The 24,092-nt window shown below is 68.7% G+C and carries 25 protein-coding genes; 6 read left to right on the forward strand and 19 right to left on the reverse strand.

The genetic code is table 11. From position 1 onward, the window contains the following. Positions 1 to 124: 124 nt before the first annotated feature. Positions 125 to 379 (reverse strand): DUF3562 domain-containing protein, encoded by a 255-nt coding sequence (locus tag H0X90_RS24270; RefSeq protein WP_059723443.1) that lies wholly within the window; start codon positions 377 to 379, stop codon positions 125 to 127. A 556-nt stretch (positions 380 to 935) separates the two neighbouring features. On the opposite strand from H0X90_RS24270, the gene H0X90_RS24275 reads away from it, so the two are divergent. Beyond that, positions 936 to 1,370 carry a hypothetical protein gene (locus H0X90_RS24275; RefSeq protein ID WP_006492218.1) on the forward strand — a complete coding sequence of 145 codons (435 nt, stop codon included), beginning with the start codon at positions 936 to 938 and terminating at the stop codon, positions 1,368 to 1,370. Between the two features lie 475 nt (positions 1,371 to 1,845). On the opposite strand, the gene H0X90_RS24280 is transcribed toward H0X90_RS24275, so the two are convergent. From H0X90_RS24280 to H0X90_RS24305, 6 genes are all read right to left on the reverse strand, one after another. Next, a complete protein-coding gene (locus tag H0X90_RS24280) occupies positions 1,846 to 2,781 on the reverse strand; it encodes a universal stress protein (protein WP_077189133.1) in 936 nt (311 codons plus the stop codon). Between the two features lie 213 nt (positions 2,782 to 2,994). After that, positions 2,995 to 4,377, reverse strand: a complete 1,383-nt coding sequence (locus tag H0X90_RS24285) for an amino acid permease (RefSeq protein ID WP_077189134.1) — start codon at positions 4,375 to 4,377, stop codon at positions 2,995 to 2,997. Positions 4,378 to 4,410: 33 nt separating this feature from the next. Then, positions 4,411 to 4,653: a hypothetical protein gene (locus tag H0X90_RS24290; RefSeq protein ID WP_077021728.1), complete on the reverse strand. Its 243-nt coding sequence runs from the start codon at positions 4,651 to 4,653 to the stop codon at positions 4,411 to 4,413. A gap of 168 nt (positions 4,654 to 4,821) precedes the next feature. Next, a complete protein-coding gene (locus tag H0X90_RS24295; RefSeq protein WP_006485817.1) occupies positions 4,822 to 5,847 on the reverse strand; it encodes a DedA family protein/thiosulfate sulfurtransferase GlpE in 1,026 nt (341 codons plus the stop codon). 185 nt (positions 5,848 to 6,032) lie between these two features. Next, positions 6,033 to 6,539, reverse strand: coding sequence for a cupin domain-containing protein (locus H0X90_RS24300; RefSeq protein ID WP_006485821.1), 507 nt, complete (start codon positions 6,537 to 6,539; stop codon positions 6,033 to 6,035). A gap of 314 nt (positions 6,540 to 6,853) precedes the next feature. Next, entirely contained in the window at positions 6,854 to 7,324 is a 471-nt protein-coding gene (locus tag H0X90_RS24305; protein WP_034202359.1) for a universal stress protein, read from the reverse strand. A 319-nt stretch (positions 7,325 to 7,643) separates the two neighbouring features. Between H0X90_RS24305 and H0X90_RS24310 the strand changes: the two genes are divergently transcribed. Continuing rightward, positions 7,644 to 9,746, forward strand: a complete 2,103-nt coding sequence (locus H0X90_RS24310; RefSeq protein ID WP_077189135.1) for a PAS domain-containing sensor histidine kinase — start codon at positions 7,644 to 7,646, stop codon at positions 9,744 to 9,746. Then, positions 9,743 to 10,390: a response regulator transcription factor gene (locus H0X90_RS24315; protein ID WP_006483707.1), complete on the forward strand. Its 648-nt coding sequence runs from the start codon at positions 9,743 to 9,745 to the stop codon at positions 10,388 to 10,390. The genes H0X90_RS24310 and H0X90_RS24315 overlap by 4 nt, the downstream gene beginning before the upstream one ends. A 40-nt stretch (positions 10,391 to 10,430) precedes the next feature. On the opposite strand, the gene H0X90_RS24320 is transcribed toward H0X90_RS24315, so the two are convergent. The 7 genes from H0X90_RS24320 to H0X90_RS24350 form a co-directional block, all read right to left on the reverse strand. Next, complete coding sequence (locus H0X90_RS24320; protein ID WP_006483706.1) at positions 10,431 to 10,835, reverse strand: lysozyme inhibitor LprI family protein; 405 nt, start codon at positions 10,833 to 10,835, stop codon at positions 10,431 to 10,433. A gap of 366 nt (positions 10,836 to 11,201) precedes the next feature. Further along, positions 11,202 to 11,531, reverse strand: a complete 330-nt coding sequence (locus H0X90_RS24325; RefSeq protein ID WP_077189136.1) for a DUF4148 domain-containing protein — start codon at positions 11,529 to 11,531, stop codon at positions 11,202 to 11,204. A 225-nt stretch (positions 11,532 to 11,756) separates the two neighbouring features. Continuing rightward, the gene (locus H0X90_RS24330) at positions 11,757 to 12,635 is read right to left on the reverse strand and encodes a PilZ domain-containing protein (protein WP_077189137.1); all 879 of its coding nucleotides are present in this window, start codon (positions 12,633 to 12,635) and stop codon (positions 11,757 to 11,759) included. A gap of 79 nt (positions 12,636 to 12,714) precedes the next feature. Continuing rightward, the gene (locus H0X90_RS24335; RefSeq protein ID WP_060266040.1) at positions 12,715 to 15,294 is read right to left on the reverse strand and encodes a penicillin-binding protein 1A; all 2,580 of its coding nucleotides are present in this window, start codon (positions 15,292 to 15,294) and stop codon (positions 12,715 to 12,717) included. A gap of 185 nt (positions 15,295 to 15,479) precedes the next feature. Further along, positions 15,480 to 16,487 (reverse strand): trans-3-hydroxy-L-proline dehydratase, encoded by a 1,008-nt coding sequence (lhpH, locus tag H0X90_RS24340; RefSeq protein ID WP_077189138.1) that lies wholly within the window; start codon positions 16,485 to 16,487, stop codon positions 15,480 to 15,482. Positions 16,488 to 16,555: 68 nt separating this feature from the next. Then, on the reverse strand, positions 16,556 to 17,677 hold the full coding sequence (locus H0X90_RS24345; RefSeq protein WP_034202363.1) for a branched-chain amino acid ABC transporter substrate-binding protein: 1,122 nt from the start codon (positions 17,675 to 17,677) through the stop codon (positions 16,556 to 16,558). 127 nt (positions 17,678 to 17,804) lie between these two features. Then, a complete protein-coding gene (locus H0X90_RS24350) occupies positions 17,805 to 18,542 on the reverse strand; it encodes a FadR/GntR family transcriptional regulator (protein WP_006481703.1) in 738 nt (245 codons plus the stop codon). Between the two features lie 263 nt (positions 18,543 to 18,805). Between H0X90_RS24350 and lhpI the strand changes: the two genes are divergently transcribed. The 3 genes from lhpI (at position 18,806) to H0X90_RS24365 (ending at position 21,111) form a co-directional block, all read left to right on the forward strand. Continuing rightward, on the forward strand, positions 18,806 to 19,741 hold the full coding sequence (gene lhpI, locus H0X90_RS24355) for a bifunctional Delta(1)-pyrroline-2-carboxylate/Delta(1)-piperideine-2-carboxylate reductase (protein ID WP_058903103.1): 936 nt from the start codon (positions 18,806 to 18,808) through the stop codon (positions 19,739 to 19,741). A gap of 169 nt (positions 19,742 to 19,910) precedes the next feature. Next, positions 19,911 to 20,315 carry a response regulator transcription factor gene (locus tag H0X90_RS24360; protein ID WP_006481701.1) on the forward strand — a complete coding sequence of 135 codons (405 nt, stop codon included), beginning with the start codon at positions 19,911 to 19,913 and terminating at the stop codon, positions 20,313 to 20,315. A gap of 16 nt (positions 20,316 to 20,331) precedes the next feature. Then, positions 20,332 to 21,111 (forward strand): helix-turn-helix domain-containing protein, encoded by a 780-nt coding sequence (locus H0X90_RS24365; protein WP_006481707.1) that lies wholly within the window; start codon positions 20,332 to 20,334, stop codon positions 21,109 to 21,111. A 22-nt stretch (positions 21,112 to 21,133) separates the two neighbouring features. On the opposite strand, the gene H0X90_RS24370 is transcribed toward H0X90_RS24365, so the two are convergent. The 5 genes from H0X90_RS24370 to H0X90_RS24390 form a co-directional block, all read right to left on the reverse strand. Further along, positions 21,134 to 21,484, reverse strand: a complete 351-nt coding sequence (locus H0X90_RS24370) for a hypothetical protein (protein ID WP_006481700.1) — start codon at positions 21,482 to 21,484, stop codon at positions 21,134 to 21,136. A 154-nt stretch (positions 21,485 to 21,638) separates the two neighbouring features. After that, a complete protein-coding gene (locus H0X90_RS24375; RefSeq protein WP_006479066.1) occupies positions 21,639 to 21,878 on the reverse strand; it encodes a hypothetical protein in 240 nt (79 codons plus the stop codon). Positions 21,879 to 21,894: 16 nt separating this feature from the next. Further along, positions 21,895 to 22,185 carry a DUF1488 domain-containing protein gene (locus H0X90_RS24380; protein WP_006481711.1) on the reverse strand — a complete coding sequence of 97 codons (291 nt, stop codon included), beginning with the start codon at positions 22,183 to 22,185 and terminating at the stop codon, positions 21,895 to 21,897. A gap of 111 nt (positions 22,186 to 22,296) precedes the next feature. Further along, a complete protein-coding gene (locus H0X90_RS24385) occupies positions 22,297 to 22,695 on the reverse strand; it encodes a DUF488 domain-containing protein (protein ID WP_006494891.1) in 399 nt (132 codons plus the stop codon). Positions 22,696 to 22,852: 157 nt separating this feature from the next. Further along, entirely contained in the window at positions 22,853 to 24,055 is a 1,203-nt protein-coding gene (locus tag H0X90_RS24390; protein ID WP_069616531.1) for an amino acid aminotransferase, read from the reverse strand. Between the last annotated feature and the right edge of the window lie 37 nt (positions 24,056 to 24,092).

A 24,092-nucleotide genomic window follows, 5' to 3' on the forward strand; every position in this document is an offset into this window, starting at 1 on the left:
TGAGGTCGTTGTGACAATTCAGTGAAACGTATGACGAAAGCCGCCGGCGACTGTCGGCGGATCGTCAGGATGGCCGGCGCCGACGGGCATGCGGCATGCCGGTGCGGCGCCGGGCCGCCGCGCGTTACAGCCGATGGCTCGGGCGCGGATCGGCGTCCGCGGGCGCCGCGTCGGCGCGGGTGTCGCGGTTGAACTCGTCCTTCTGGCGCATCCGCTCGCGCAGGTTGCGGATCGCGAACACGTGGATGTAGTCGTGCACGCGCGCACCGGACGACAGCGCGCGCACTTCGTCGTCGAGCATCGCGCGCAGCTGATCCGCGCCGATCGCACGCTGTTCGGCGGCTTCCTTGAGTGAATCGAGCAAATTGTCCTTGGACATCGACGGACTCCTGACGGACGAGGAACGAAAAGATGACGGTACTGGAAGCTTAAAGACTAGACAGATACGCGGCGTACGATGCGCCGGCACGTGTTTGCGCGTGATCAACGGCACGTTGCGTGCCGCCGCGCCGATCCGTTTCCGAACCGACCCCGCGCGGGGTTCGCGGTGCACGTGGCCCGCACGTGGCCCGCGAACGAGACTGGAAGCCCTGCCACGCCACCCCGGGGCGCGGCACTGACGACGGGCGGCAGGTGAAACGCGCGCGACGCCGATGCAGACGCGAACTTAGACCGGCCGAAATCATGCGTCAAGCGGCGCCCCGCGTGTGCCGCCCATTCGTCGAACGAACCTGCCGGCCCGGCCGGTCGACTGCCGTGCGTGTCAGCGGATTCCGATACGCGTCGCGCATTTTCCTGACAGCGACTTCAGCGCGCGCCGCTTGGCAGCGCACCGTCGCCGCACGATACTGATCACATGAACCAGGCGTTCATACCGGAACATCGCTCAGCTGGCCATCGAGCTGGCACGCGGGGTTCCGCGCAGGAGACCAATCATGGCACATCGCAACTTGCCGGGCCGGGACGGCCAGCGGCGCGCGTCGGGCAACGCGCGCGCCCTGCCCGCCCGGGCCGCGTCGGCCGGCAACCGTCCGTCCGACGATCTCGACACCCTGCTCGCGCTCGCCCGCGAGGCCGGGTTGCTCGTCACGCTCGACGGGCAGATCGGCCGCGAGAAGTATCAGAGCGTCGTGGGGTCGGTTCTCGCGCTGCAGCGGTTCGCCGCGGCGCTCAGCGCGCGAACCGAAGCCGACGCGCCGGCCGTGTCCGAGCCGCGTCGCAAGGCGCGCCCGGGCTGGCCGCATGCGAATCGTCTGCGCAGCCGCACGTGCAGCGCATGCGCGCCGCTCCGTGTCGCTCATCCGCATTCGCGGGTACGGCGCGGCGCGGGCCGCCGGCACGACCTGCGATCGGTTCTTCGTATCCTCTGATCTGAGCGCGTCACCGACGCACGGCACGAGGCGACTGCCATGCCCGCGCGCTGCCGTGCAGGCTTCCAGGTTCGCCGTGGTCCGTGCCGAAGCGACCGCGCGATGACGCGCCGCTCGACGCGGCCGCGTTCAAAACCATTCCTGCGGGAAAGTGAATTCGACGGGGCCAGGCGGAAAGCGGACGGGGTGACTTGCACCCCGCCCGTCCTCCAAGGCAACCGTCGGTTGCCTACCCTCGTGCCAGAGAGTTCCCGGTCGGATGACGCGCCGGACGAACACGTGGCGCGGCTCCCGAAAATGATGTGACGGCGGCGCGTGCGACGGTGATCGTCACTCGCATGCCGGCGCGGTTGCCGTCGCGATTGCACGACCGACCCGCCGCGTCGCCGGATGTTTCATCACTGTCTCACGCGATGTGCGTCGCGTTTCTGATGCAGGTCAATCCAAACCCGCTTCGGTCGCGATGACGCGCGATTCAGTCCGCGCCACGCACCAGCAACACGGGCACTTGCGCGAGATGCGCGACGCGCCGCGCGACGCTGCCGATCAGCCAGGCGGCGATGCCGCGACGGCCATGCGTGCCGACCACCAGCAGCTCCGCGCGCCAGTGCACGGCATCGCGCATCAGCGCATGGGCCACGTCGTCGCTGGTCGGGCGCGTTTCGACGATGCCGCGCTTGGTCGGATTGCCGGTCGCATGGAACAGCGGGCCGATCTTCGCGAGCGCATCCTCGCCCTCCGCGCGGTACGCATCCTCGAGCGAGCGCACCGGCACGACATCGGTCAGACGAACCGCGCGATCGATCACGTACGCCGCATACAGCAACGTCGTCGGCGCCGCGAAGCCGAGCCCGACGCGCACCGCGTGCAGCGACGGCTCGCTGCCGTCGACCGCGAACATCAGCCGCTGCAGCGCGCCGTCCGACGGCCGCGCATAGGTTCCCGGCACGATCAGCAGCGCGCAGCGCGCGCGTTTCGTCAGCGTGTCCGACATCGCGCCTTCGACGAGCCGCAACAGCCCGTGATGCGGATTCGCGCCGATCACCAGCACGTCCGCATGCCACGTCGACGTATCGTTCACCAGTGCGTCCGCCACCGAGCCGCCTGTGACCGACGTATCGACGACCGTCTGTTCGACGTCGATGCCGTTGTCGGCGAACAGCGCCGCGATCCGCTCGCAGGTGGCGTGCGCTTCGCGCGTCATGTCCTCGCGCGCGGACGTCAGCAGCGCATCGATGCGCGGAATGTCGGGCAACACGAGGCGCGGATTGTCGATCGCGCAAATGATGCGCAATCGCATGCCGGGGCTCAGCAGCGTACGCACGTAGCGCGCGGCGGTCAGCGATTCGGGCGTCGGGTCGACGGCCAGCGCGATCCGCGCGAGCGTCGGGATGGGCTGGGCAGGCTGCATGGCGAAGGCCTCCGTGCGTGCACGTCGTCGCTGAACGACGACGGGCGCTTCGCGCGGCAGCGGCGCGCGGCGGCCGGACAGCCGCCGCGGTCGCAGGGATCGGCGGATGCCACGCGAAGCGCGGACAAGCAATGCGTTCGTTCAGCATAGGCCGTCCGGCCCGCGCGTGCATGATCGCGATCAACGATCGCGCGGCACCCTGCCCGCGCCGGCTTACGACTTCGTCGGCATCGACGCGGCCGGACGGTTCGCGTAGAACAGCGCGTACGCGATGCCGAGCAGCACGATCCACACCGGCCCGATCACGAGCGCGACGCGCGTATCGGGCGTGAACGCCATCAGCACGACGACCAGCGCGAGAAACCCGAGCGCGACGAACGAACCGAGCGGATAGAACGGTACGCGAATCGGCAGGCGCGCGATCTTGTCGGCCGACAGCGTGCGGCGAAAACGCATCTGCGCGATCAGGATCACGCACCACGTCCAGATCGCGCCGAACGTCGACACCGACGTGAGCCACGTGAACACGTGCTGCGGCGCGAGATAGTTGAGCAACACGCCGATCAGCAGCAGCGCGACCGACACGGCCACGCCGTACACGGGCACGCCGCTGCGGTTCACGCGACCGAGCGCGGCCGGCGCCTGGCCTTGCTGCGCGAGGTTGTAGAGCATCCGCGCGGTGCTGAACAGGCCGCTGTTGCACGACGACAGCGCCGCGGTCAGCACGACGAAGTTGATGATGCCGGCGGCGGCGGGAATGCCGAGCCGCGAGAACGTCATCACGAACGGGCTGCCCTGCGTGCCGATCTGGTCCCACGGATAGAGCGACATGATCACGAACAGCGCGCCGATGTAGAAAATCAGCACGCGCCAGAACACCGAGTTCACGGCCTTGGTCAGCGACTTCTCCGGGTTGCGCGCCTCGCCGGCCGTGAGGCCGAGCATCTCGACGCCGAGATACGCGAACATCACGATCGGCAGCGCGGCGATCACGCCGTTGATCCCGTTCGGCATGAAGCCGCCGTGCGACCACAGGTTCGAGATGCCGGTCGCGATGCCGCCGTTGCCGATGCCGAACGCGATCATCAGCCCGCCGCCGATGATCATCAGCACGATCGTGACGATCTTGATCAGCGCGAACCAGAATTCGAATTCGCCATACAGCTTGACCGCGATGAAGTTCACCGAGCCCATCGCCATCAGGGCCGCGAGCGCCCAGATCCAGTTCGGCACGCCGGGAAACCACATGTGCATGTAGACGCCGACCGCCGTGATTTCCGCCATGCAGGTGACGATCCACACGAACCAGTAGGTCCAGCCGGTCAGGTAACCGGCGAGCGAGCCGAGGTAGTCGCGCGCATAGCGGCTGAAGGCGCCGGCGACCGGGTTGGTGATCGCCATTTCGCCGAGCGCGCGCATGATCAGGAAGATCGCGAGGCCGCCCAGCAGGTAGGTCAGCAGGATGGCCGGGCCGGCCGTGCGGATCGCGGTGGCGGAGCCGAGGAACAGGCCGACGCCGATCGTCGCGCCGAGCGCCATCAGGTTGATGTGCCGTTCTTCCAGCCCGCGGTGCAACTGGTCTTCTGGTTGTTTCAAATCCGTCTCCTGGCAGCCGCGAGCGGGCCGCCGTCATTGTGTCGATGACAAGGCGCGCCCGTTCATGCCGAGTGTGGCAGCCGAAAACGAAATAATCGCCGCTGTCGATTTCCGAATAAGAAACGACACGGATGCCGCGTCAATCCGGTTGGAATTGCCGCGGATTATCCGAATTTCCCGGAACAATCCGGAAAAACGGATCGAGCCCTTCACGGAATACACCCGAGCGGCCCGCGCGACGCGGCTGTGCGCGTGGCGAGCGGCAACGGGATCCATCGCTTTCGGCGCGAACGACCGCGCGTCGAATGTGCGCAATTTCGCGCACGCAATATGCAGGCGGGATTATAGGGAGGATCGGCGATTTAACGCCAGGTGATTTTGGGGAAAATCGCGGTGCGTGAAAGCGGTGATCGGATTCGAATGCGCGCGGCGCAGCGCGCGCATTTATTTCGACAACGTCGCCCGGACCGTATATTCGCCGTCGAGCCGGCCCTGCTCGGGCCGCACGAAATAACGCGACGAATCCAGATCGGCCGGCAGCGGCTCGACCGGATAACCGTGCTTTTCCCACGCATCGAGGCCGCCCTTCAGCGCGCGGATGTTGTGGATCATCTTCTTGCGCTGCATCTTCGCGATCAGGCGCTTCGCGGTCGCCTCGTTCGGGCACACGCAATAGACGACGATCGGCCGTTTCAGCACTTCCGGATCGAGCAGATCGGGCGAATCGAGATCGACCGGCACCGCGCCCGCAATCCGGTACGGCTCGCGTTCGCGAATCGCCTTGGGCCGCGCGTCGAAGATCAGCGGCGGTTCGCTGGACGTCATCATCTCGACGAGCTGCGGCGGCGAAATGCGCACCTGCGCGAGATAGCGGCGGAACTGCACGCGGCGCACCCAGCGGTACAGCAGGAACGTGATGAAGATCGCGAGGAACGCGTCGAGGATCGTGCCGCCGCTCGCGCGCACCCACAGCACGAACTGGACGATCTGGTCGTGAATCGCTGCGCCGCCGATCAGCCAGAACGCCGCCCACAGCGACGCGCCGGCCAGATCCCAGAACAGGAACACGCCGATGCCGATCGCGGTCGTGCCGAGCAGCGGCGCCGACACGAGGCCGAGGCCCGGCAGGAATTTCGACAGCACGAGCAGCGGCGCGCCGTATCTTTCGAACACGTTACGCGCGAAGCGCAGCGTCGTGTCGAGCGACAGCGAGAAGCGCACGAGGCCGTTCAGCAGACGCCGGCCGCGCGTGCGGCCCATGAAGAACCACAGCGAATCGGCCAGCATCGTCGCGCCGATCGCCGCCGCGAACATGCTGACCCAGGACGCCTGCCCCATCGCCGCCATCGTGCCGCCGAGAATCAGCATCGGCACGGCCGGCACCGGCACGCCGAGCTGCGTGATCAACACGCTCGCGAACACGGCCCACGGGCCGAGCGACGATGGAATAGCAATGGGAAAGTGCCACACGGCGGCGCTCCTGAAAGACATGCAGGCCGCGCGACGGGGCCGTCGGTACGGCGGCGCAACGGCTGCCGCGGCACGTCCGCGACCGACCGGTGCATCATGCGCATTCTAAACGGGTTTGGCCTCGACCGCGCGGAACGCGGGCCGTCGGCACGGGCTTTGCGCCGGGCGTGACGCGCCCGTGACAGTCACGCGTCGGAGCGCTGCGCGAGCTGGGCGACGTGTTCCGCGTAGTCGGGAAACTCGGCCGCCAGCGCGGCCGCATCGGCCAGCTCGAATTCCGCGAACTCGAACCCCGGCGCAACCGTGCAGCCGACGAGCGCGACGTGCTGCGGCGACGCGCAGCGCGCGCCGAACCAGCTTCCGGCCGGCACGACCGCCTGGAACACGGTGCCGGGATGCGTGAGCGGATTGCCGAGCCGGTGGATCGTCAACCCGTCGCGCGCGTCGAGTACCCACACTTCGATCGGGTCGCCCGCATAGAAATGCCAGACCTCGTCGGAGCGGATGCGGTGCCACGACGAATACGCGCCGTCGCACAGCAGGTAGTAGATCGCGGTCGACGCGGCACGGGGCGCGCCGTCGGCCGGACGCACGACCGAATCGGTCGCGCGGTAGGTTTCACGGAAATAGCCGCCTTCGGGATGCGGCTGCAGGTCGAACTGGCGAATCAGGTCGGGCGCGGAAATCGGCATGGCAGATGACGTCGGTAAGGTAGGAAACCGGCATCCGGCGGCCTGCCCGATCTCGATTTACGCGCTCGGATGCCGCCGGATGTCCCTGCGTCGATCGCCGCGGCCATGCGCGCGGCGATCGAGCGGACACCGGCCGATGCTGCCAGAACTGCGTGCCGGGATGCAACCGTCGACGCGCAATCGCGCACCGGCGAGCGTATCGGCAGTGCGGCGCCGCGCGCCGGATCGCTCGCGCCGACGGCCGGCCCGGCGCGCGGCGCTCGGCCGACCGCGGATGTGTGCGCCGCGTCGGCCGCCGTACCGCCCGTCGTCGATCATGCGGCCGCCGACGCCCCCGCCTCGCCATGCCGCACCAGCAGCACGGGCCGGTCGGCCGCGCGCAGCAACGATTCCGCCACGCTGCCGAGCAACAGCCTGCGCAGGCCGTGTCGCCCGCTCGTGCCCATCACGATCAGATCGGCGTCGGCTTCGGCCGCCGTGCGCATCAGCACCGTCGCGATGTCCTCGCCGTACGCGTCGAGCGCGCGCACCGTGCCGCGCACATGCTGCCGCGCGAGCGCCGCTTTCGCATCGTCGAGCACCGGCGTCGCGGCGTCGGCCGCGGCGGCATCGCCGTCGCGCTCGGCCGCGAAGCCGGCGTCGACGTCGACGAGCTGCGGCCGATGCTCGACGACGTACGCACAGGTCACTTCGCCGCCGGACGCCGTCGCGATCCGGATCGCCTCGTTCAGCGCGAGACGCGCGCTCGGGCTGCCGTCAAGCCCGACGAAAATCCGCTTGTACATGGTCCGTCCCTCCGACCGGGCGCGCGTCGCGCACTGCGCCGCCACGACCCGTTACCGCAAGCCGGCCCGGCGCCGGCTTGTCTGCCGAACAGTCTGCCCCACGTGCCGACGCGCGCGTTGACGCGCGTCAAGCGCGCCTCGCGCGCCCGCTGCCCCACGCCGTTTGCCGCAATTTCAACCGCCCCCATTACAAAAAATGTGTAAAACGCGCACAATTTCATCTTGAAAATAGTCGTTGCACGCAGCCGGTGCGAGTTTTCCCGGTTTTGCCGCGCTGCCCGAGTGCCCCGGGTAGCCCGAATAACAGAATGGCCATCGAATGACCGCCAGTGGAACCCCGACGCGTGACGCCCGAGGGCCCACGCGCCTCCAGACCATGTTACGCCAGCCGTTCGCGGCCGGCGTCGTCGCGCTGTGCGCGGGCGCCGTGCTGTCGCTCGGCGTCGCGCTGCTGGTGCGCGAGCAGTGGCAAGGCGCCGTTCACACGCGTTTCGAACGCCGCACGTCGCACGTGACCGCGATGCTGCGCCACGAACTGCAGGCCGGTGTCGCCGTGCTCGAAGGCGCGCGCGGCGCGTTCGGCCTCGTCCCGGACATGACGCCCGGCCAATGGCGCCGGTATGCGGAGACGCTCGATCTCGACAGCGGCCGCTCGCCGGTCCGGCAGATCGGCTATGCGCCGCTGACGCCCGCGGCGCGCGCCGCGCTGGCCGGCGCGAAGCCGTTGCCGGCCGATCCGCTCGCGGCTGCGACGCTCAGCGCGCCCGTCTCGAACTCGCCGGTCGTGCGCTTCGGTGCGTCCGACGCGGTGCCGCTCACGCGCGCGCTGCGCACCGGCGATATCGCGCTCGGCGTTCACCCTGCCGACGACGACACTTCCCGCGACGCCCGTACCCTGACGCTGTTCCTGCCCGTGGCGTCTTCGCCGCTGGCGGCCGCCAAGCCCTCCGGCACGCGGGAAGGCGGCGCCGACGGGATGCTGTTCGCGGCGCTGAGCCCGCGGCGCCTGATCGAGCGGGCGCTCGATGCGGAGCGCGGAATCGACCTGTGGATGACCGCCGGCGGCGATGCGCGCGCGATCGCCAGCGTCGAGACGACGACCGACGAAGCATCGGCGTCACCCGACCTGATGCGGCGCACCGATGTGCTGAATTTCGGCGGCACCGCGCTGACGCTCGCCTATTCCGCAGACGGCCGGCCGAGCGCGACCGGCGCGCAGCGTGCGGCCGGCACCGTGCTCGCCGCCGGGCTGATCGCGTCGTTCGCGTTCGCGGCGCTCGTCCATGCGTTGCTGCGCGGGCGCGCCGACGCCGGTGCAAGCAGCCGCGGCATCCTCAACGAGGCGCGGATGATGGGCATCATCCGTTCGTCGATGGAAGCGATCATCACGATCGACGAGAAGCAGACGGTGGTGATCTTCAACCCGATGGCCGAACAGGTGTTCGGCGTGTCCGCGATGGAAGCGATCGGCGCGCCGCTGTCGCGCTTCATTCCCGAACGGTTCCGCGCCGCGCACGCGAAGCACGTCGACCAGTTCGGCGTGACGGGCGTGTCCGAGCGGCAGATGGGCCGCCAGCGCGTGCTGTTCGGGCTGCGGGCCAACGGCGAGGAGTTCCCGATCGAAGCGTCGATCTCGCAGATCCGCGACGCGTCGGGCAAGCTGTATACGGTGATGCTGCGCGACATCACGGAGCGGCAACGGGCCGAGAATGCGTTGAAGCAATCGCGCGAGGAATTGCGCGAATTGTCCGCGAACCTGCAGAACGTGCGCGAGGAGGAAAAGACCCGTATCGCGCGCGAACTGCACGACGACCTCGGGCAACAGCTCACCGCATTGAAGATGGACCTGTCGGTCGTCGAGCAGCAATTGCGGATGCCCGGCCGCGCGCAACCCGATGAAGGCGTGCAGACGCATCTGCAAGGCATGCGGCGGCTGATCGACGCGACGGTCGCGTCGGTGCGGCGCATCGCGGCCGACCTGCGGCCGGTGATGCTCGACGATCTCGGCCTCGTGCCCGCGATCGAATGGCTCGCGAACGATTTCACGAACCGCTACGGGATCGATGTCGAGCGCCACATCGAAACCGGCGGCCTCACGTTCACCAGCGCGGGCGCGACCACGCTGTTCCGCATCGTCCAGGAAGCGCTGACGAACGTCGCGCGCCATGCGGATGCGACGCGCGTGGCGTTGCGGCTCGACATCGAGGAAGGCTTTTGCGTGCTGCGCGTCGCGGACAACGGCCGCGGCGCGGCGCCCGGCGGCCCGGCCCACGAGGACAAATCGTTCGGCCTGATCGGCATTCGCGAACGCGCCCACATGCTGGGCGGCACCGTGACGATCGACACCGCGCTCGCGCGCGGCTTCTCGATTACCGTCGCCTTTCCGCTCGCCACTGTTCAACAGGACACGCTCATCACATGATCAAGGTGCTCATCGCCGACGACCATACGCTCGTACGCGACGGTCTGCGGCACATCCTCCAGAACGCCACCGGATTCGAGGTGGCCGGCGAAGCCTGCGACGGCCCGTCGACGATCGCGCTGGTGCGTGCGACGCCCGCGCAGGTGCTCGTGCTCGACCTGTCGATGCCCGGCCGCAACGGCGTCGAGCTGATCAAGCAGATCAAGGACGAAAAGCCCGCGCTGCGCGTGCTGGTGCTCACCATGCACGCGGAGCAGCAATACGCGGTGCGGGCGTTCCGCGCGGGCGCGTCGGGGTATCTGACGAAGGAAAGCGCGAGCGCGGAGCTGGTCGGCGCGGTCACGAAAGTGGCGTCGGGCGGTGTCTACGTGAGCCTCGCGATGGCCGAGCAGTTCGCGCAGAGCCTGAACGAGCCGGCCGAAACGCTGCCGCACCAGCGGCTGTCCGACCGCGAATTCGACGTGTTCCGGCGGATCGCCGCCGGCCAGACGCTGACCGAGATCGCGAATGCGCTGTGCGTGAGCGCGAAGACGGTCAGCACCTACAAGACCCGGATCCTGGAAAAGATGCAGATGCCGCACGAAGCGGCGCTCGTGCGCTACGCGATGCGGCACAAGCTGCTCGACGAGACGGACGACGTCTGAGCCGGCGTCGTGCAGGCCCGGTCGGGCCCGCGCGTGATCGTTACTTCGCGGGCACCGGGCACGCGAGGTCGCCTTCCTCGCAGGACAGATAGCCCTTCAGGGTGTCGGTGCGCGCTTTCGTCAGATCGTCGAGACAGGTCGATACGACCATCGGGTATGCACTGCCGTCCTCGGCATTCGCGCTCGAGAAACGGCATTCGGCGTCGCGGTACGCGATCCACGCGCGCTGCGCATTCACGAGCTTGTCGGCAAGCGGCCGCGCGTCGCGCAGGCGCGCGGTGACGGCCTGGTAAGTCCGGTTCAGTTCCCCGTCGGATTTCTTGTACGCGCGATCGGCACACGCCGTCATCGTCGCCTGATCCGTCGCGTCCGCACAATTCGCCTGCGCATGGGCGACGCTCGCCACCAGCGCCAGCGAGCCCAGCAGACCGGTCAAGACACGCATGGATGCTCCTTGTCGTTCGTTGAAGTGTGGAACCCGGCGCCCTGCTGCGCCCCGTGTGAATGGGCCGCGCCACGCGCCGCGGCGACATCGACCGCGATGCTAGCGCACGCGCGGCGGATTGTCAGCGGGGTGCGGCGCGGCAAGTGACGTGATCATGCACGCCAAGGTATCGCGCGGATCCCGCGCCGATCGGCATCCGGCGTTTCGCTCATGCGCGCCGCAGGCTATCCGCGACCGATTCGGCCGACCTCGTGCATCGGGCCGCCCAATGAAGAAGACGCAAAAAAGCCCGCACGCGATACGCGTGCAGGCTTTCTCGATACGGCTTCAATCGCGGCCGTCGAGGGCCGCGCGGCAACGGCCGGCTCAGTGGCCGAAGTACACCGACGAGCGGTCGCTCACGGCCGGCACGGCCGCACGCTGGCCCGACTGCGACGTCGCGGCCGGGTTCGCACCGTAGCCGGTGGCGTCGGCTTGCGCGCCGGCATTCTGCGCGGCGGCGATCTTGGCCTGGGCGGCCTGGATGTTTTCCGGGTAGTTGATCCAGTCGTTCGGGTTGTAGCCGGCCTTTTCGAGCTGGACCAGTTCGGCGCGCACTTGCGCGCGGGTCAGCGGCTGCTGGTTCGATTGGGCGAACGAGACGACCGGTGCGGCCACCAGGGCGGCCAGTGCAACTGCCTTGATCAGCGATTTCATGATGCGTTACCTCCAGGATTGTTTTGTCAGGCGCTTCGGACTCAAGGTCGTTGCGCATGAGTAGAAGTCTAGGAGGCGCGGCTATCAGGGTAAATACTTAAATCGCAAATTCACTGTTGACCGAAACCGTACAATCGAGCGGGAATAAGTCGTTTCGTCAGACGATTATCGGCGTTCGTGCACCGAATGCCGCGATACGGCAGCCGGCACGCGCGGGTCGCGCGTTCAACGCAGGCGATCGGTATCCGCCGACGCCATCTGCCTGTCGAACAGCAGCGCCTTGAGGCGAATCAGGTCGTCGGCATCGATGTCGCCGAACGCCGCATGATGGAGCGTCAGCGCGGGCGGCGCCGGGTCGGCATGCACGGCCCGCACGGTGCCATCGAGCGCCAGCCGCTCGATGCGACCGCCGGTTTCGTACGGAAGCAGCACGCGCAACGGCTCGCCGGTCGCTGCGATCGGCCGGTCGACGGCGATCGACAGCCCGTTCAGGCTGATGTCGTGCACCACCCCGATGCCTTCCGTCCCTTCCGCTCCGCCGCTGCAGCAGGCCGCGATGCGCACCGGCACGCGCGGCTCCGCGCGCGTGCGCAGCCGGTCGACGAACCCTGGCGGCGACAGGACCATGAACGGCGCGGCGCCCGACACCTGCACCGATTCGACCGTCGCGCCGAAACGCGATACCGCGGCCCGGCCGATCGCCACTGCTTCGACGTCGTCGCCGCGGGCGAAATCGAGCACGGTGGCGGGCTGCGGCTCGACGAACAGCGCACCCGACGCGCCGACGCCGATCAGCCGGCAGCGCTGCAGCGCGCGCGTCGTGCCGACCCGGCGGCGGATGCCGATCGCGGCGCCCGCCGACAAGCCCATGCGCGTGGCGGGCGCGGCCGCCGTCGCGGACCCGCGCGGACCGGTGTCGGCGTCCTCGCGCCGGCGCACGGGGCGGAAATGGTCGAACAGGAAAGCGTGCTGCGCCGGGTCGCGCAGCGTCGTGCCGGCCGGCAGCAGCGCGGCGCCGTCGGCGTCGTAGAGGTCGAAGCCGAGCGGGACCTCGGCGGAAAGATCGTCGCGTGCGAGCGCGACGTAATCGGTGGAAAGCAGCATCGGAGAAGCGCGGAGCGACCGCGCGAGCTGTCGTGACAACTTGATTACGGCAGCATCGCGCGGAATCTGAACGGCTTCGTTACTGCGACGCGCCGGTCGCATCGGGCGCGGCCGGCACCGACATCGGCGGCGGAGTCGGCACGGCGGAAGGCGCGGCGCCGCTACCGGCGCTGCTTCCGCTCGTCGTACTGGCGCCTGCCGGCGGCTGCGCAGGCAGTTGCGACGCGCCGGACGACAGCGCCGCGGCCGATGCGGCCACTTCGGACGCCGGCACCCATTCCTCGACGATGCCGCCGGAAGCGACATCCGGCGCCGACGCAGCGGAGGCTGCCGACGCCGCGCCCTCGTCGACCTCGGCCGGACGCTCGACACGCGGCGTCCTGACCGGCGTGGGCGCCTTCTTCGGCTCGGGCGGGAACCACGTATCGAACAGGTCGGTCGCGCGCTCGCGCAGCGACGCGAACCAGCCCGGCGACGGTTCGGTATCGAATTTCGCCTTGGTATCGACGATCCGGGCGCGCTGCGCGCGCTGGAAGAAATCGCCGACGATCGGCAGCGCGCTGTGCGCGCCCTGCCCCCAGTAATCGCTGCGCAGCGTCACGCGGCCGTCGTCGAATCCGACCCACGCGCCGGCGACGAGGCCCGGCTGCATCAGGATGAACCAGCCGTCCGCGTTGTCCTGCGTGGTGCCGGTCTTGCCGGCCACGTCGCCGCGGATGCCGAACCGCGTGCGGATGCTGCCGCCCGTGCCGCGCGTCACGACGTCGCGCATCACGTCGAGCAGCGTCTTGTCGGTTTCGGCGTCGAGCGCGCGCTCGGGCGGCGCCGGTGCGTATTCGGCGAGCACCTCGCCCTGGCGATTCTCGATGCGCGTCACCATCTGCGGCTCGACGTACAGCCCGCCGTTCGCGATCGTCGCGTACGACGCGACCATTTCCTTCAGCGTGACCGGGCTCGTGCCGAGCGCGAGCGACGGCACGCGTTCGAGCGGGCTTTCGCGCACGCCCATGTCGCGCGCCAGCCGCGCGACGGCGCCCGGCCCGACCTTCTCCATCACCTGCGCGGTGATCCGGTTGCGCGACAGCGCGACCGCGTCGCGCAGCGTCATCGGTTTGCCCGTAGGCGGCACGTCGTCGTTCGGCCGCCAGATCTCGCCGCCCTTCAGCGGGATCTCGACCGGCTGGTCGACGAACGTATCTTCCGGCTTCATCCCGTTCGCGAACGCGACGCCATAGACGAACGGCTTGAACGTCGAGCCCGGCTGGCGCCGCGCCTGCGCGACGTGATCGAACGGCTCGCGGGTGAAGTCGCGACTGCCGACCCACGCGCGGATTTGCCCGTCACGCGGATCGATCGCGAGGAAGCCGGCCTGCACGTCGGTCTTGGCCTTGCACAAGGCATGCATGAAACCGCGATCGGCCGCGAGCATCTTCATCGCGGCCGCGTCGTCCTTGCCGGCCTCCTGCGCGGCCTTGTACTCGGGCGACTCACGCATGAAGGTGCGAAACACCTCGTTGTCGGTGCCGCAGCCGTCGCGGCCGCTCCACGCGTTGTTCGCGATGCCCTGCAGCTGATTGCCCTGCAACGTGAGCGCCTGCGTCGCCATCTGCTGGAGCCGCGAGTCGATCGTCGTGCGCACGATCAGCCCGTCCGAGTAGATGTTGTAGTCGTTGCGGTCGGCCCATGCGATCAGCCATTTGCGCAACTGCTGCGCGAAATGCGGCGCCGGCCCGGGCGGCTCCTTCTGGCGCTCGAAGTCGATGCGCAGCGGCCGGCGCTGCAACTGCGCGAACTGCGCCGGCGACAGCTTGCCGTACTTGACCATCTGGCCGAGCACCGTGTTGCGTCGCTGCAGCGCGCGCTCGGGGTTCAGCACCGGGTTGTAGTAGCTGTTGCCCTTCAGCATCCCGACGAGCGTCGCGCTGTCGAGCACGTCGAGTTCGTCGGCCGACTTGTCGAAATAGGTGCGCGCGGCCATCTCGACGCCGTACGCGTTGTACAGGAACGGCACCGTGTTCAGGTAGGTCTCGAGGATCTGGTCCTTGCTGTAGACGGCCTCGATCTTCAGCGCGGTGATCGCCTCCTTCACCTTGCGCGTGAGCGTCGGCGCGCGGCCGATCTCGTCCGGATACAGGTTGCGCGCGAGCTGCTGCGTGATCGTCGAGCCGCCCTGGCGGCTGCCCGAGAACGTATGCAGCGCGGCCGACGCCGTGCGCTTCCAGTCCAGCCCGTGGTGTTCGTAGAAGCGGTGATCCTCGGTCGCGATCAGCGCGTCGATCATGCGCGGCGAGATCTGCTTGAGCGGCACCCATTCGCGGTTCGACGGCTTGAATTCGGCCAGCAGCTTGCCGTCGGCGGACAGTACCTGCGCGGGCTGGTCGACGCGCGCCTTGCGGATGTCGCCGATCCCCGGCGTGAACGGGATGAGCACGATCACGTACCCCGCGAACAGCGCCGGCACGGCGGCGGCCGTGAGCAGCACGCCACGGCGCGTCGGGTGGCGGACATGGTGCCACGCGGTGGCGGCGAGAGGCTTGGCCCGCGCGACGGCGGCCGCCGCGACGGGTTGGGCGCGCGCGACCCATCTGGCACACAAGGCACGCACTGACGACACGTTTCGGCGATTCACGCGGGTGGAGCTCGGCTGAAAAGGCTGCATCGTACCAAACTCGCGCGGCCGGCCGGCCCGCGGCGGCCTTGCGCCGGCACACGCGGGGCGGTTTCGCCGCAACGCTCACGCAAAAAAGGCGCGTGCCCCGCAACCGGAGCGACGCGCCAAACCTGGTACGACAACCTGAACGCCGCGCGACGGGGGCGCGGCAGCGGCGCGACCGACGCCGCGGGTCAGCGCACGAGAAACCCGTACGTGAGCGGATCGCGTTCGTCGACGATCCAGTTCGCGAACCCGCAGACATGCGCGCTGCCTTCCACTTCCGGGATCACGGCCGGGATGTCGCCGACCGTCGTTTCGCGCAGCACGCGCCCCTTGAAGACCGTGCCGACGATCGATTCGTTGACGAGCGTGTCGCCCGCCGCGAGCAGCCCGCGCAGGTAGAGCTGCGCGACGCGCCCGCCGGTGCCGGAGCCGGTCGGCGAGCGGTCGACCTCGCGATCCGCGAACACGCAGCAGTTCGCCTGCGACGAACCCGCGTGGCGCGGCGCGTTCGCGATGATCGTGCCGTAGATATGGTTGATTTCCGGGATCTCCGGATGGACGACCGGATACTTGGCGTTCGCGGCCGCCTTCACTTCCGCGCCGAAGTGAATCAGTTTCTCGACCGCCGATTCGCGCACCGGCAAGTCGAACGGCGCGCCGTCGACATAAAAATAAAACGCGCCGCCATACGCGATGTCGCCGGTCACGGTGCCGAACGACGGCGTGTCGACCGACACGTCGCGCTGCCAGATGAACGACGGCACGTTGACGAAGCGCACCGGCCCCGCGTGCTCGCCGTCCCACTGGACGAACGCCTCGATGAACCCGCACGGCGCATCGATGCCGACCCGCGTCTCGGGCACGGTGCGCTGCACCCAGCCGAGCTCGACGGCCGCCGTCGACAGCGCGATTACGCCGTGACCGCAATGGTCGCTGTAGCCTTCGTTGTGCACGAAGATCACGCCGAAGTCGGCGTTCGGCGACACCGGCTCGGTCAGATAGCCGCCGTACATGTCGGCATGGCCGCGCGGTTCGAACATCAGCGCGCGGCGGATCTCGTCGGCGTGCTCCTTGAGCCACGCGCGGCGCTGGACGATCGTGTCGCCGGGCAGGCGCGGCAGCCCGCTCGTGACGATGCGGAACGCCTCGCCGCCGGTGTGCACTTCGACGGTGGACAGGGATCGGGAAATTTTCATGGCGGATCGAATGCGTTGAAACGAAGGACGGCGGCCGGGCCGCCGTCCGGTGATGGGCGATGCGGCAATTACTTCGCGTACGGTTCCGGCAGGCCGTTGCGGATCACGTAGACGGTGGTCGGCGCGCCTTTCAGGTCGCCGTTCGCGTCGAACGAATAGGTGCCCGCGACGCCCGCGTAGTTCGACTTCGCGAGCTGCGCGCTCAGCTTCGCCTTGTCGGTGGTCGTGCCGGCCTTGACCATCGCGTCGGCGAGCAGCTTCATCCCGTCGTAGTAGTTGACCCCATAGACCTGCGTATCGGTGTGATAGGCGTCGTGGTACTTCTTCAGGAATTCGCGGCCGGCCGCCGTCTTCTCGAGCGCGACCCCGCCCTGCGCGCAGTAGACGATCGACGCGGCCTCGCCCGCGACCTTGCCCATGTCGGCCGAGCAGATGCCGTCGCCGCCGAGCAGCTTCGCGCGCAAGCCCCGCTGCTTCATCTGCTTGGCCATCGGCGCGCCCTGCGCCGCATAGCCGCCGAGGAAGATCACGTCGGGGTTGCTGGCCTTGATCTTGGTGAGGATGCCGAGGAAATCGGTGGCCGACGAGTTCGTGTATTCCTGGTCGACGATCTTGATGCCGTTCGCCTTCGCGACGTTCATGAACTGCTCGGCGACGCCCTGCCCGTACGCGGTGCGATCGTCGATCACGGCGGCGGTTTTCGCGTTCAGCGTCTTCGCGGCGAACGTGGCCATCGTGCCGCCGAGCTGCTCGTCGCTCGCGCCGATCCGGAAGATGTTCTTGAAGCCCTGCTTCGTCAGCGCCGGGTTCGACGCGACCGGCAGGATCGGCACGCCGGCCGTCGAATACACGCGCGACGCGGGGATCGCGACGCCCGAGTTGTACGGTCCGAGCACCGCGACGACGCCCTTGTCGACGAGATTCTGCGCGACCTGCACGCCGGCCTTCGGGTCGGCCTGGTCGTCTTCGGAAACCAGTTTGAACGTGACGGCCTTGCCGGCGACCTTGATGCCGGCCTTGTTGAGTTCGTCCACCGCGAGCCGCGCGCCGTTTTCGTTGTCCTTGCCGTTGGCGGCCTGCGGGCCGGTGAGCGGCGCCGAATGGCCGATCATCACGACTTCCTGCGCATGCGCGGAAGTCAGCGCGCCGGCGGCAACAGCCACCGAGAGCGCGGTCAAGAAGTGTCGCATGATGTCTCCTGATTGGTTTTGTGTGAAACCAATGTAGGACACACGTGGTCACATCGCAAGCAATTTCAAAATAATTGTCAGGATTTTGGTCATATTGAAGACCAGAACGACCACGTGCGCAGGCCGGTCACTTCGGCGCGATGTCGCGCCGCACGCGGCGGATGTGCTGTTCGACATAGAACGCAGCCGCATCGGCATCGCCGGACACGATCGCCTCGTAGATCAGCCGGTGCTCGGACACGTAGAGCCGGATCCGGCCCGCGTCGTAGATGCCGTCGTCCTTCAGCCGCTTCCACAGCGGCTGGTCCATCGTCTTCGCGACTTCGTCCGCGATCTTCACGATCAGCGCATCGCCGGTCATCAGCGCGAGCTGCCGGTGGAACAGCCGGTCGCTCTCGTTCCACAGCGCGCGCTGGTGCGGATCGTCGACGTCGGTGATGGTTTCCATCTGCGCGAGATAGCGTTCGGCGCCGGGGTCGGCGCGGCCATGGGCGGCCGCGAGGCGCGCGATCGCGGGCTCCAGGATCAATCGCACGTCGAGCGTCGACGTCGGGCTGAAGTCGGCCTCGGACGCCGTGTGCGGATCGCCGCGCTGCGCGAGCACGTCGAGCGGCGCCGCGACGACGTAGGTGCCCGAATTGCGTTTCGTGCACACGAGCCCTTCGTTCTGCAGCGCGCCGAGCGCCTCGCGCACCGCCGGCCGGCCGACCTGGAACAGCGCCGCCAGCTCGCGCTCGGACGGCAGCCTCGACTCGGCCGCGTAGCGTCCCGCGCGGATCTCGTCGCGGATCTTTTCGGCTACCTGCTCGTAGATCTGCAGCGGGCGGAAACCGCCTTCGGGTGAGTCGGGACGCGCGGACATCATCGGATGGCTCCTGCCCGTTCGCGGGCGTGGATCTGGAATGGGTTCGCACTATACCGGAGCCGCGCGGGCGGCACGGCAGCGGCGCGCTTCTGGCCAGATATTAGAACCAAAATCCCCACAGCGCTTTATTTTCTGGGTTGCAGGCGCGCCAGCAAGTGGTATAGATTCGATCCACACTGCCCTGTGTCACGGTATCCGGCAGACCTGTGGCGGGCGCGGCATGCGTCCGCCGTTCACGCTCACCGACGCCCACGACGTACACGATGACCGCCTCTTCCCCGATTCCCGTTTTCGACGCGGCCGACACGGCCGCGCTGCTCGACTACCCGGCGCTGCTCGCCACGCTCAGGCAAGCCGTCGCCGAGTACGCGGCGGGCGACATCGTCAGCCCCGAACGCCTGGTCGTGCCGCTGCAAGGCGGCGGCGTGATGCTGTCGATGCCGTCGAGCGCCCACGACCTGGCGAGCCACAAGCTCGTCAACGTGTGCCCCGGCAACGGCGCGCGCGGGCTGCCGACGATCCTCGGCCAGGTCACCGCGTACGACGCGACGACCGGAGAAATGCGCTTCGCGCTCGACGGCCCGACCGTCACCGGTCGCCGCACGGCGGCGATCACCGCGCTCGGCATCCAGGCGCTGCACGGCGCCGCGCCGCGCGACATCCTGCTGATCGGCACCGGCAAGCAGGCGGCCAATCACGCGGAAGCGCTCGCGGCCATCTTTCCGGATGCGCGGCTGCACGTGCGCGGCACGACCGCGGAGCGCGCGGCCGCCTTCTGCGCCGCTCATCGCGCCCATGCGCCGCGGCTCGCGCCGCTCGACGGCGACGCGATTCCCGAAGCGATCGACGTGGTCGTCACGCTGACCACCAGCCGCACGCCCGTCTACCGCGAAGCCGCGCGCGAAGGCCGTCTCGTGGTCGGCGTCGGCGCGTTCACCGCGGATGCCGCCGAGATCGATGCGAACACGGTGCATGGCAGCCGGCTCGTCGTCGACGATCCGGCCGGCGCGCGCCACGAAGCCGGCGACCTGATCGTCGCGCGGGTCGACTGGCAGCACGTCGCATCGCTCGCCGACGTGCTGAACGGCGTCTTCGCCCGCGGCGGCCCGCTGCTGTTCAAGAGCGTCGGCTGCGCCGCGTGGGATCTGGCCGCGTGCCGCACCGCGCGTGACGCGCTGGCCGCGCGCCGCGCCGGCTGATCCGGCCGCGCAACCATTCCAGCCGCTCGCGCGGCATCGCCGCAGCCGGATCGTCCCGGCGATTTCCCGTACGCGGTGTAGGAAATGCCCTACACCGCGTCGAAGCGGCCTACACGAAGTTCCAATTCGGCCGATTTCAATTTCGGCGGCGCAACACGATACTGCCGGCATGAATGCCAGCCTGTCACCCGCCGCGCTCAGGGTGTTCCTCGTCGATCACGCCGTCGCCGTTCGCCAGCGGATCGCGCTGCTCGTCGGCGCGATCCGCGGCGTTGCCGTCGTGGGCGAAGCGGAAGACGGCCAGGACGCGTGGTCGCATATCCGTAGCAGTCGCGCGGACGTGGTGATCGTCGACGTGCGGCTCGCGGACGGCAGTGGTCTCGACCTGATCGGGATGCTGTCGAAGGCCGCACCGCGCATCGTCACGATCGTACTGACGAACCACTCGGCACCGGCATTCAGAGAGGCATGCGCGACGGCGGGAGCCGACTACTTCTTCGACAAGACCGTCGAATTCGACGCCGCATGCCGTGTCATCGAATCCCTGGTGCACGCTCGCGTGCGCCGCCCCTGACGAGCCGGAGCGACTCATGTCCACCGCCACCGCCTTCGCCGCCGACGTGTCCGTCGTACCCCGGCCAACGATTGCCCTGCGCCCGGTCGCGCGCGCCGACGCCGCCAAGCACCCGGCCGCACGCTGTTCAGCCTGCGCGATGCGCTCGATGTGCCTGCCGCCGCATCTGACGGCCGCCGAATACGGCCGCCTCGACGCGATCATCTGCACGACGAGACAGGTGCGCCAGGGCGACGCGCTGTTTCGCACCGACGATCCGTTCCAGAGCATCTATGCGGTGCGCGCGGGTTCGTTCAAGACGGTGATGATGCATCGCGACGGCCGCGAGCACGTGACGGGCTTCCAGATCGCCGGCGAAACGCTCGGGATGGACGGCATCGGCGGCGGCCAGCACTGCTGCGACGCGATCGCGCTGGAGGACAGCGTGGTGTGCATCATCCCGTTCGGCGCGCTCGAAGCCGCGTGCCGCGAGATGAAGCCGATGCAGCACTTCCTCTACCAGATGCTGAGCAGCGAGATCGTCCGCGAGTCGAGCCAGATGCTGCTGCTCGGCACGATGTCGGCCGAGCAGCGCGTCGCGCATTTCCTGCTGAACCTGTCGTCGCGGTTCGAGGCGCGCGGCTATTCGGCGACCGAATTCAATCTGCGGATGACGCGCGAGGAAATCGGCTGCTATCTCGGGATGAAGCTCGAAACCGTCAGCCGGATGTTCTCGCGGTTCCATCGCGAAGCGCTCGTCGAGACGCGCGGCAAGCGCGTGCGCATCATCGACGCGCAAGCGCTCGCGCGGGTCTGACACACGGCGCGGGCGCGCGGCATTACCGGATCGCGTCGCCGGTCGCCGCGTCGCGCAGCGCCACCGTCGCGGCGCCCGCCTGCCACGCGATCAGCGCCTGTTCGGCCTGCGCGAACGCGCGGCGCAGCGCATCGTCCACGTCGACGCCGACGCACGGCGGCAGCGACCTGAGCGTCGCGTCGTGCATCACCAGGTCGAGCCGCACGTCGTACAGGCACGCGCCATCGGCCACCGTGCGCGCGTCGATCGCGAGATGGCAGCCGTCAATCAACGCGCGAAACCGTTCGAGCCGCACCAGTTGCGCGCCGGCTTCGGCCTCGACCGCTGCCGAAACCGTGAATCCGAGGCAGGCGATCTGCATGCCCACGCCCATGTCGTGTCTCCTGACGGGGCCGCCCGCTCGTCGACCGCCTTGCATGTGCCGGCCGCCTCGCGATGGAGGCGGCACGTGTTTCCCGTCGCGCGGCGCGCAGGATTCGATCGCGGCCGGCCGACGGTCTGCCCGCGCCTGGCTGGCGCGGGGCCATTCATACGTTGAAGGTCTGCGACGCCTTCATCTCGATCCACGTCATGCCGGCCCGCAGCCCTTCGATCATCGCCTCGCGCTCCGTCGGATACGCGTGGCTGTGCTCGAACGTATGATGAAACCGCGCGGCGCCGGCGCCGTGCTCGACCGACACGCGGCAGCGGAACTCGCCCGATTCGCACGGGCGCGTCTCCACCTCGACCGACCAGTCGCGTTCGTGAATGTTGCCCTGCAGTGTCATGCGCCCTCCTGCGGTATCAGTCTTCGAGCCGGAAGTGCCCGCTGTGCAGCAGCACCGGCCGGCCGCCGATTTCCTCGAGCATTCGCCGTGCCATCGCCTCGATCGCCGACCGGTGCGCGTCGAATGCGTGCAGCAGATCGCGTTCGAGCAGCGACCGCGCGCCGAAATGGTCTTCCAGCGCCTCGGCCGTGACCGCGCACTGGACGCAACGCCCGTCGACCAGCGCCGAAAACGCGACGACCAGATCGCGCGCGCAGTATTCCGGCGGCTCGGGCGGGAAAGTAATGTGCATCTGTCGGCCTGTCATCGTCGTGATGGCTCCATGACGAGAGCATAGTGGCGCGCGCGGCCGCGCGCTTGACCCACGTCAACCGGTTCGCTGCACCGCACGATCGCGGCGCGGCCGCGCGACGCCGCGTCAGCCCGCGTCGGGCTCGATCACCGCGCCGCGTTCCGCGAGCAGCTCGCGCAGCACGCTGCGGTGGCAATGGCGCTCGTCTTCGCAGTAGCAGCCGATCGACAGCGCGGTGGTCGCCGACAGCGCGGCCAGCAGGTCCAGCACCTTCGCCGGATCGCCGTGCGTCATCTCCGCGCGGAAGTGACGCTTGAACGCTTTCCATTCGGCGTCGGTTTCGGCGGCCTGCGCCTGTGCGACGAGTTCGGGGCTCGGCGACAGCGTCGGCAGCCATACATCATAGTAGTTGCGCGACGCGAATTCCGCCTTCGGCACACCGCGCGGCGGCCGCCGCACCGTGCCGATCCGCAGCCCTTCGCCGGCCGCGCGCGGCGTGCCGAGCTGGATGATCCGGATGCCCATGTCGCTCCTCTGTCGTGCATGCGATCCCGTGATCGTACCGCCGCGCCTGCCCGTGCGTCAGCCGGGCACCGCACATGATCGACGCCCAACAAAAAACCGGCTGCTCCCGTGACGGGACACAGCCGGTTGTGCATCGTGGCGCACCGCGGCGCCGCGGTCAGACGCCGCTCTTCAGCACCTTGCCGATCGCGTCCGCGACGATACCGACGTTCGAGTCGTTCAGGCCCGCCACGCACATCCGGCCCGAGCGCAGGATGTACACGCCGTGCACCTCGCGCAGCGCGTCGACCTGCGATTCGGTCAGGCCCGTGTACGTGAACATCCCACGCTGCTTCACGTAGCGCGTGAGCGCTTCGCCGCTCACGTGGTCGCGCAGGCCGTCGTGGATCGACTGGCGCATCCGGGCGATGCGGCGGCACATCGCCGACAGTTCCTCTTCCCACTGCTTGCGCAGCGCCGGCGTGCCGAGCACGGCCGCGACGACCTTCGCGCCGTAGGTCTGCGGATTGCTGTAGTTCGAGCGCACGGCGCCGGCCAGCTGGCCGAGCACGCGCTCGGCCGCGGCCGCGTCTTCGCAGACGACGCTCAACCCGCCCACGCGCTCGCCATACAGCGAGAAGTTCTTCGAGAACGAGTTCGCGACGAGCGTCGGCACGCCGCGGCGGGCCAGCTCGCGCACCGCGAACGCATCCGCGTCGAGGCCCGCGCCGAAGCCCTGGTACGCCATGTCGACGAACGGCAGCAGCCCGCGCGCCTCGATCACGTCGATCAGCTTCTCCCACTGGCCTTCGTCGAGGTCGACGCCGGTCGGGTTGTGGCAGCACGCGTGCAGCAGCACGATGCTGCGCGCCGGCAGCGCGTCGATCGCCGCGAGCATCGCGTCGAACTTCAGGCCGCCCGTCGCCTCGTCGTAGTACGGATACGTGTTCACCGTGAAGCCGGCGCGCTCGAAGATGAAGCGATGGTTTTCCCAGCTCGGGTCGCTCAGCCACACTTGCGAATCCGGAAAATAGCGCTTCAGGAAATCGGCGCCGACCTTCAGCGCGCCCGAGCCGCCGAGCGTCTGCAGCGTCGCGATGCGGCCGGCCGCGCGGGCCGGGTGATCGGCGCCGAACACCAGCGACTGCACGGCATCGCGATACGCGGCCAGGCCGACCATCGGCAGGTACGGCTTCGGGCCGCTGTCGCGCTGCAGCGCGGTCTCGGCTTCGCGCACCGCGCCCAGCACCGGAATCCGGCCTTCGGCGTCGAAATAGATCCCGATGCTCAGGTTGACCTTCTGGTCGCGCGGATCTTTCTGGAAGTTCTCGTTGAGCGTCAGGATCGGGTCGCCCGGGTACGCGTCGATGTGTTCGAACATGGCTTGAGTCGGTCTCGTTTGGAAGAATGGTCGGTCG

The sequence above is a fragment of the Burkholderia sp. 9775_39 genome (genome assembly GCF_015712225.1).
GTDB lineage: Bacteria > Pseudomonadota > Gammaproteobacteria > Burkholderiales > Burkholderiaceae > Burkholderia > Burkholderia cenocepacia.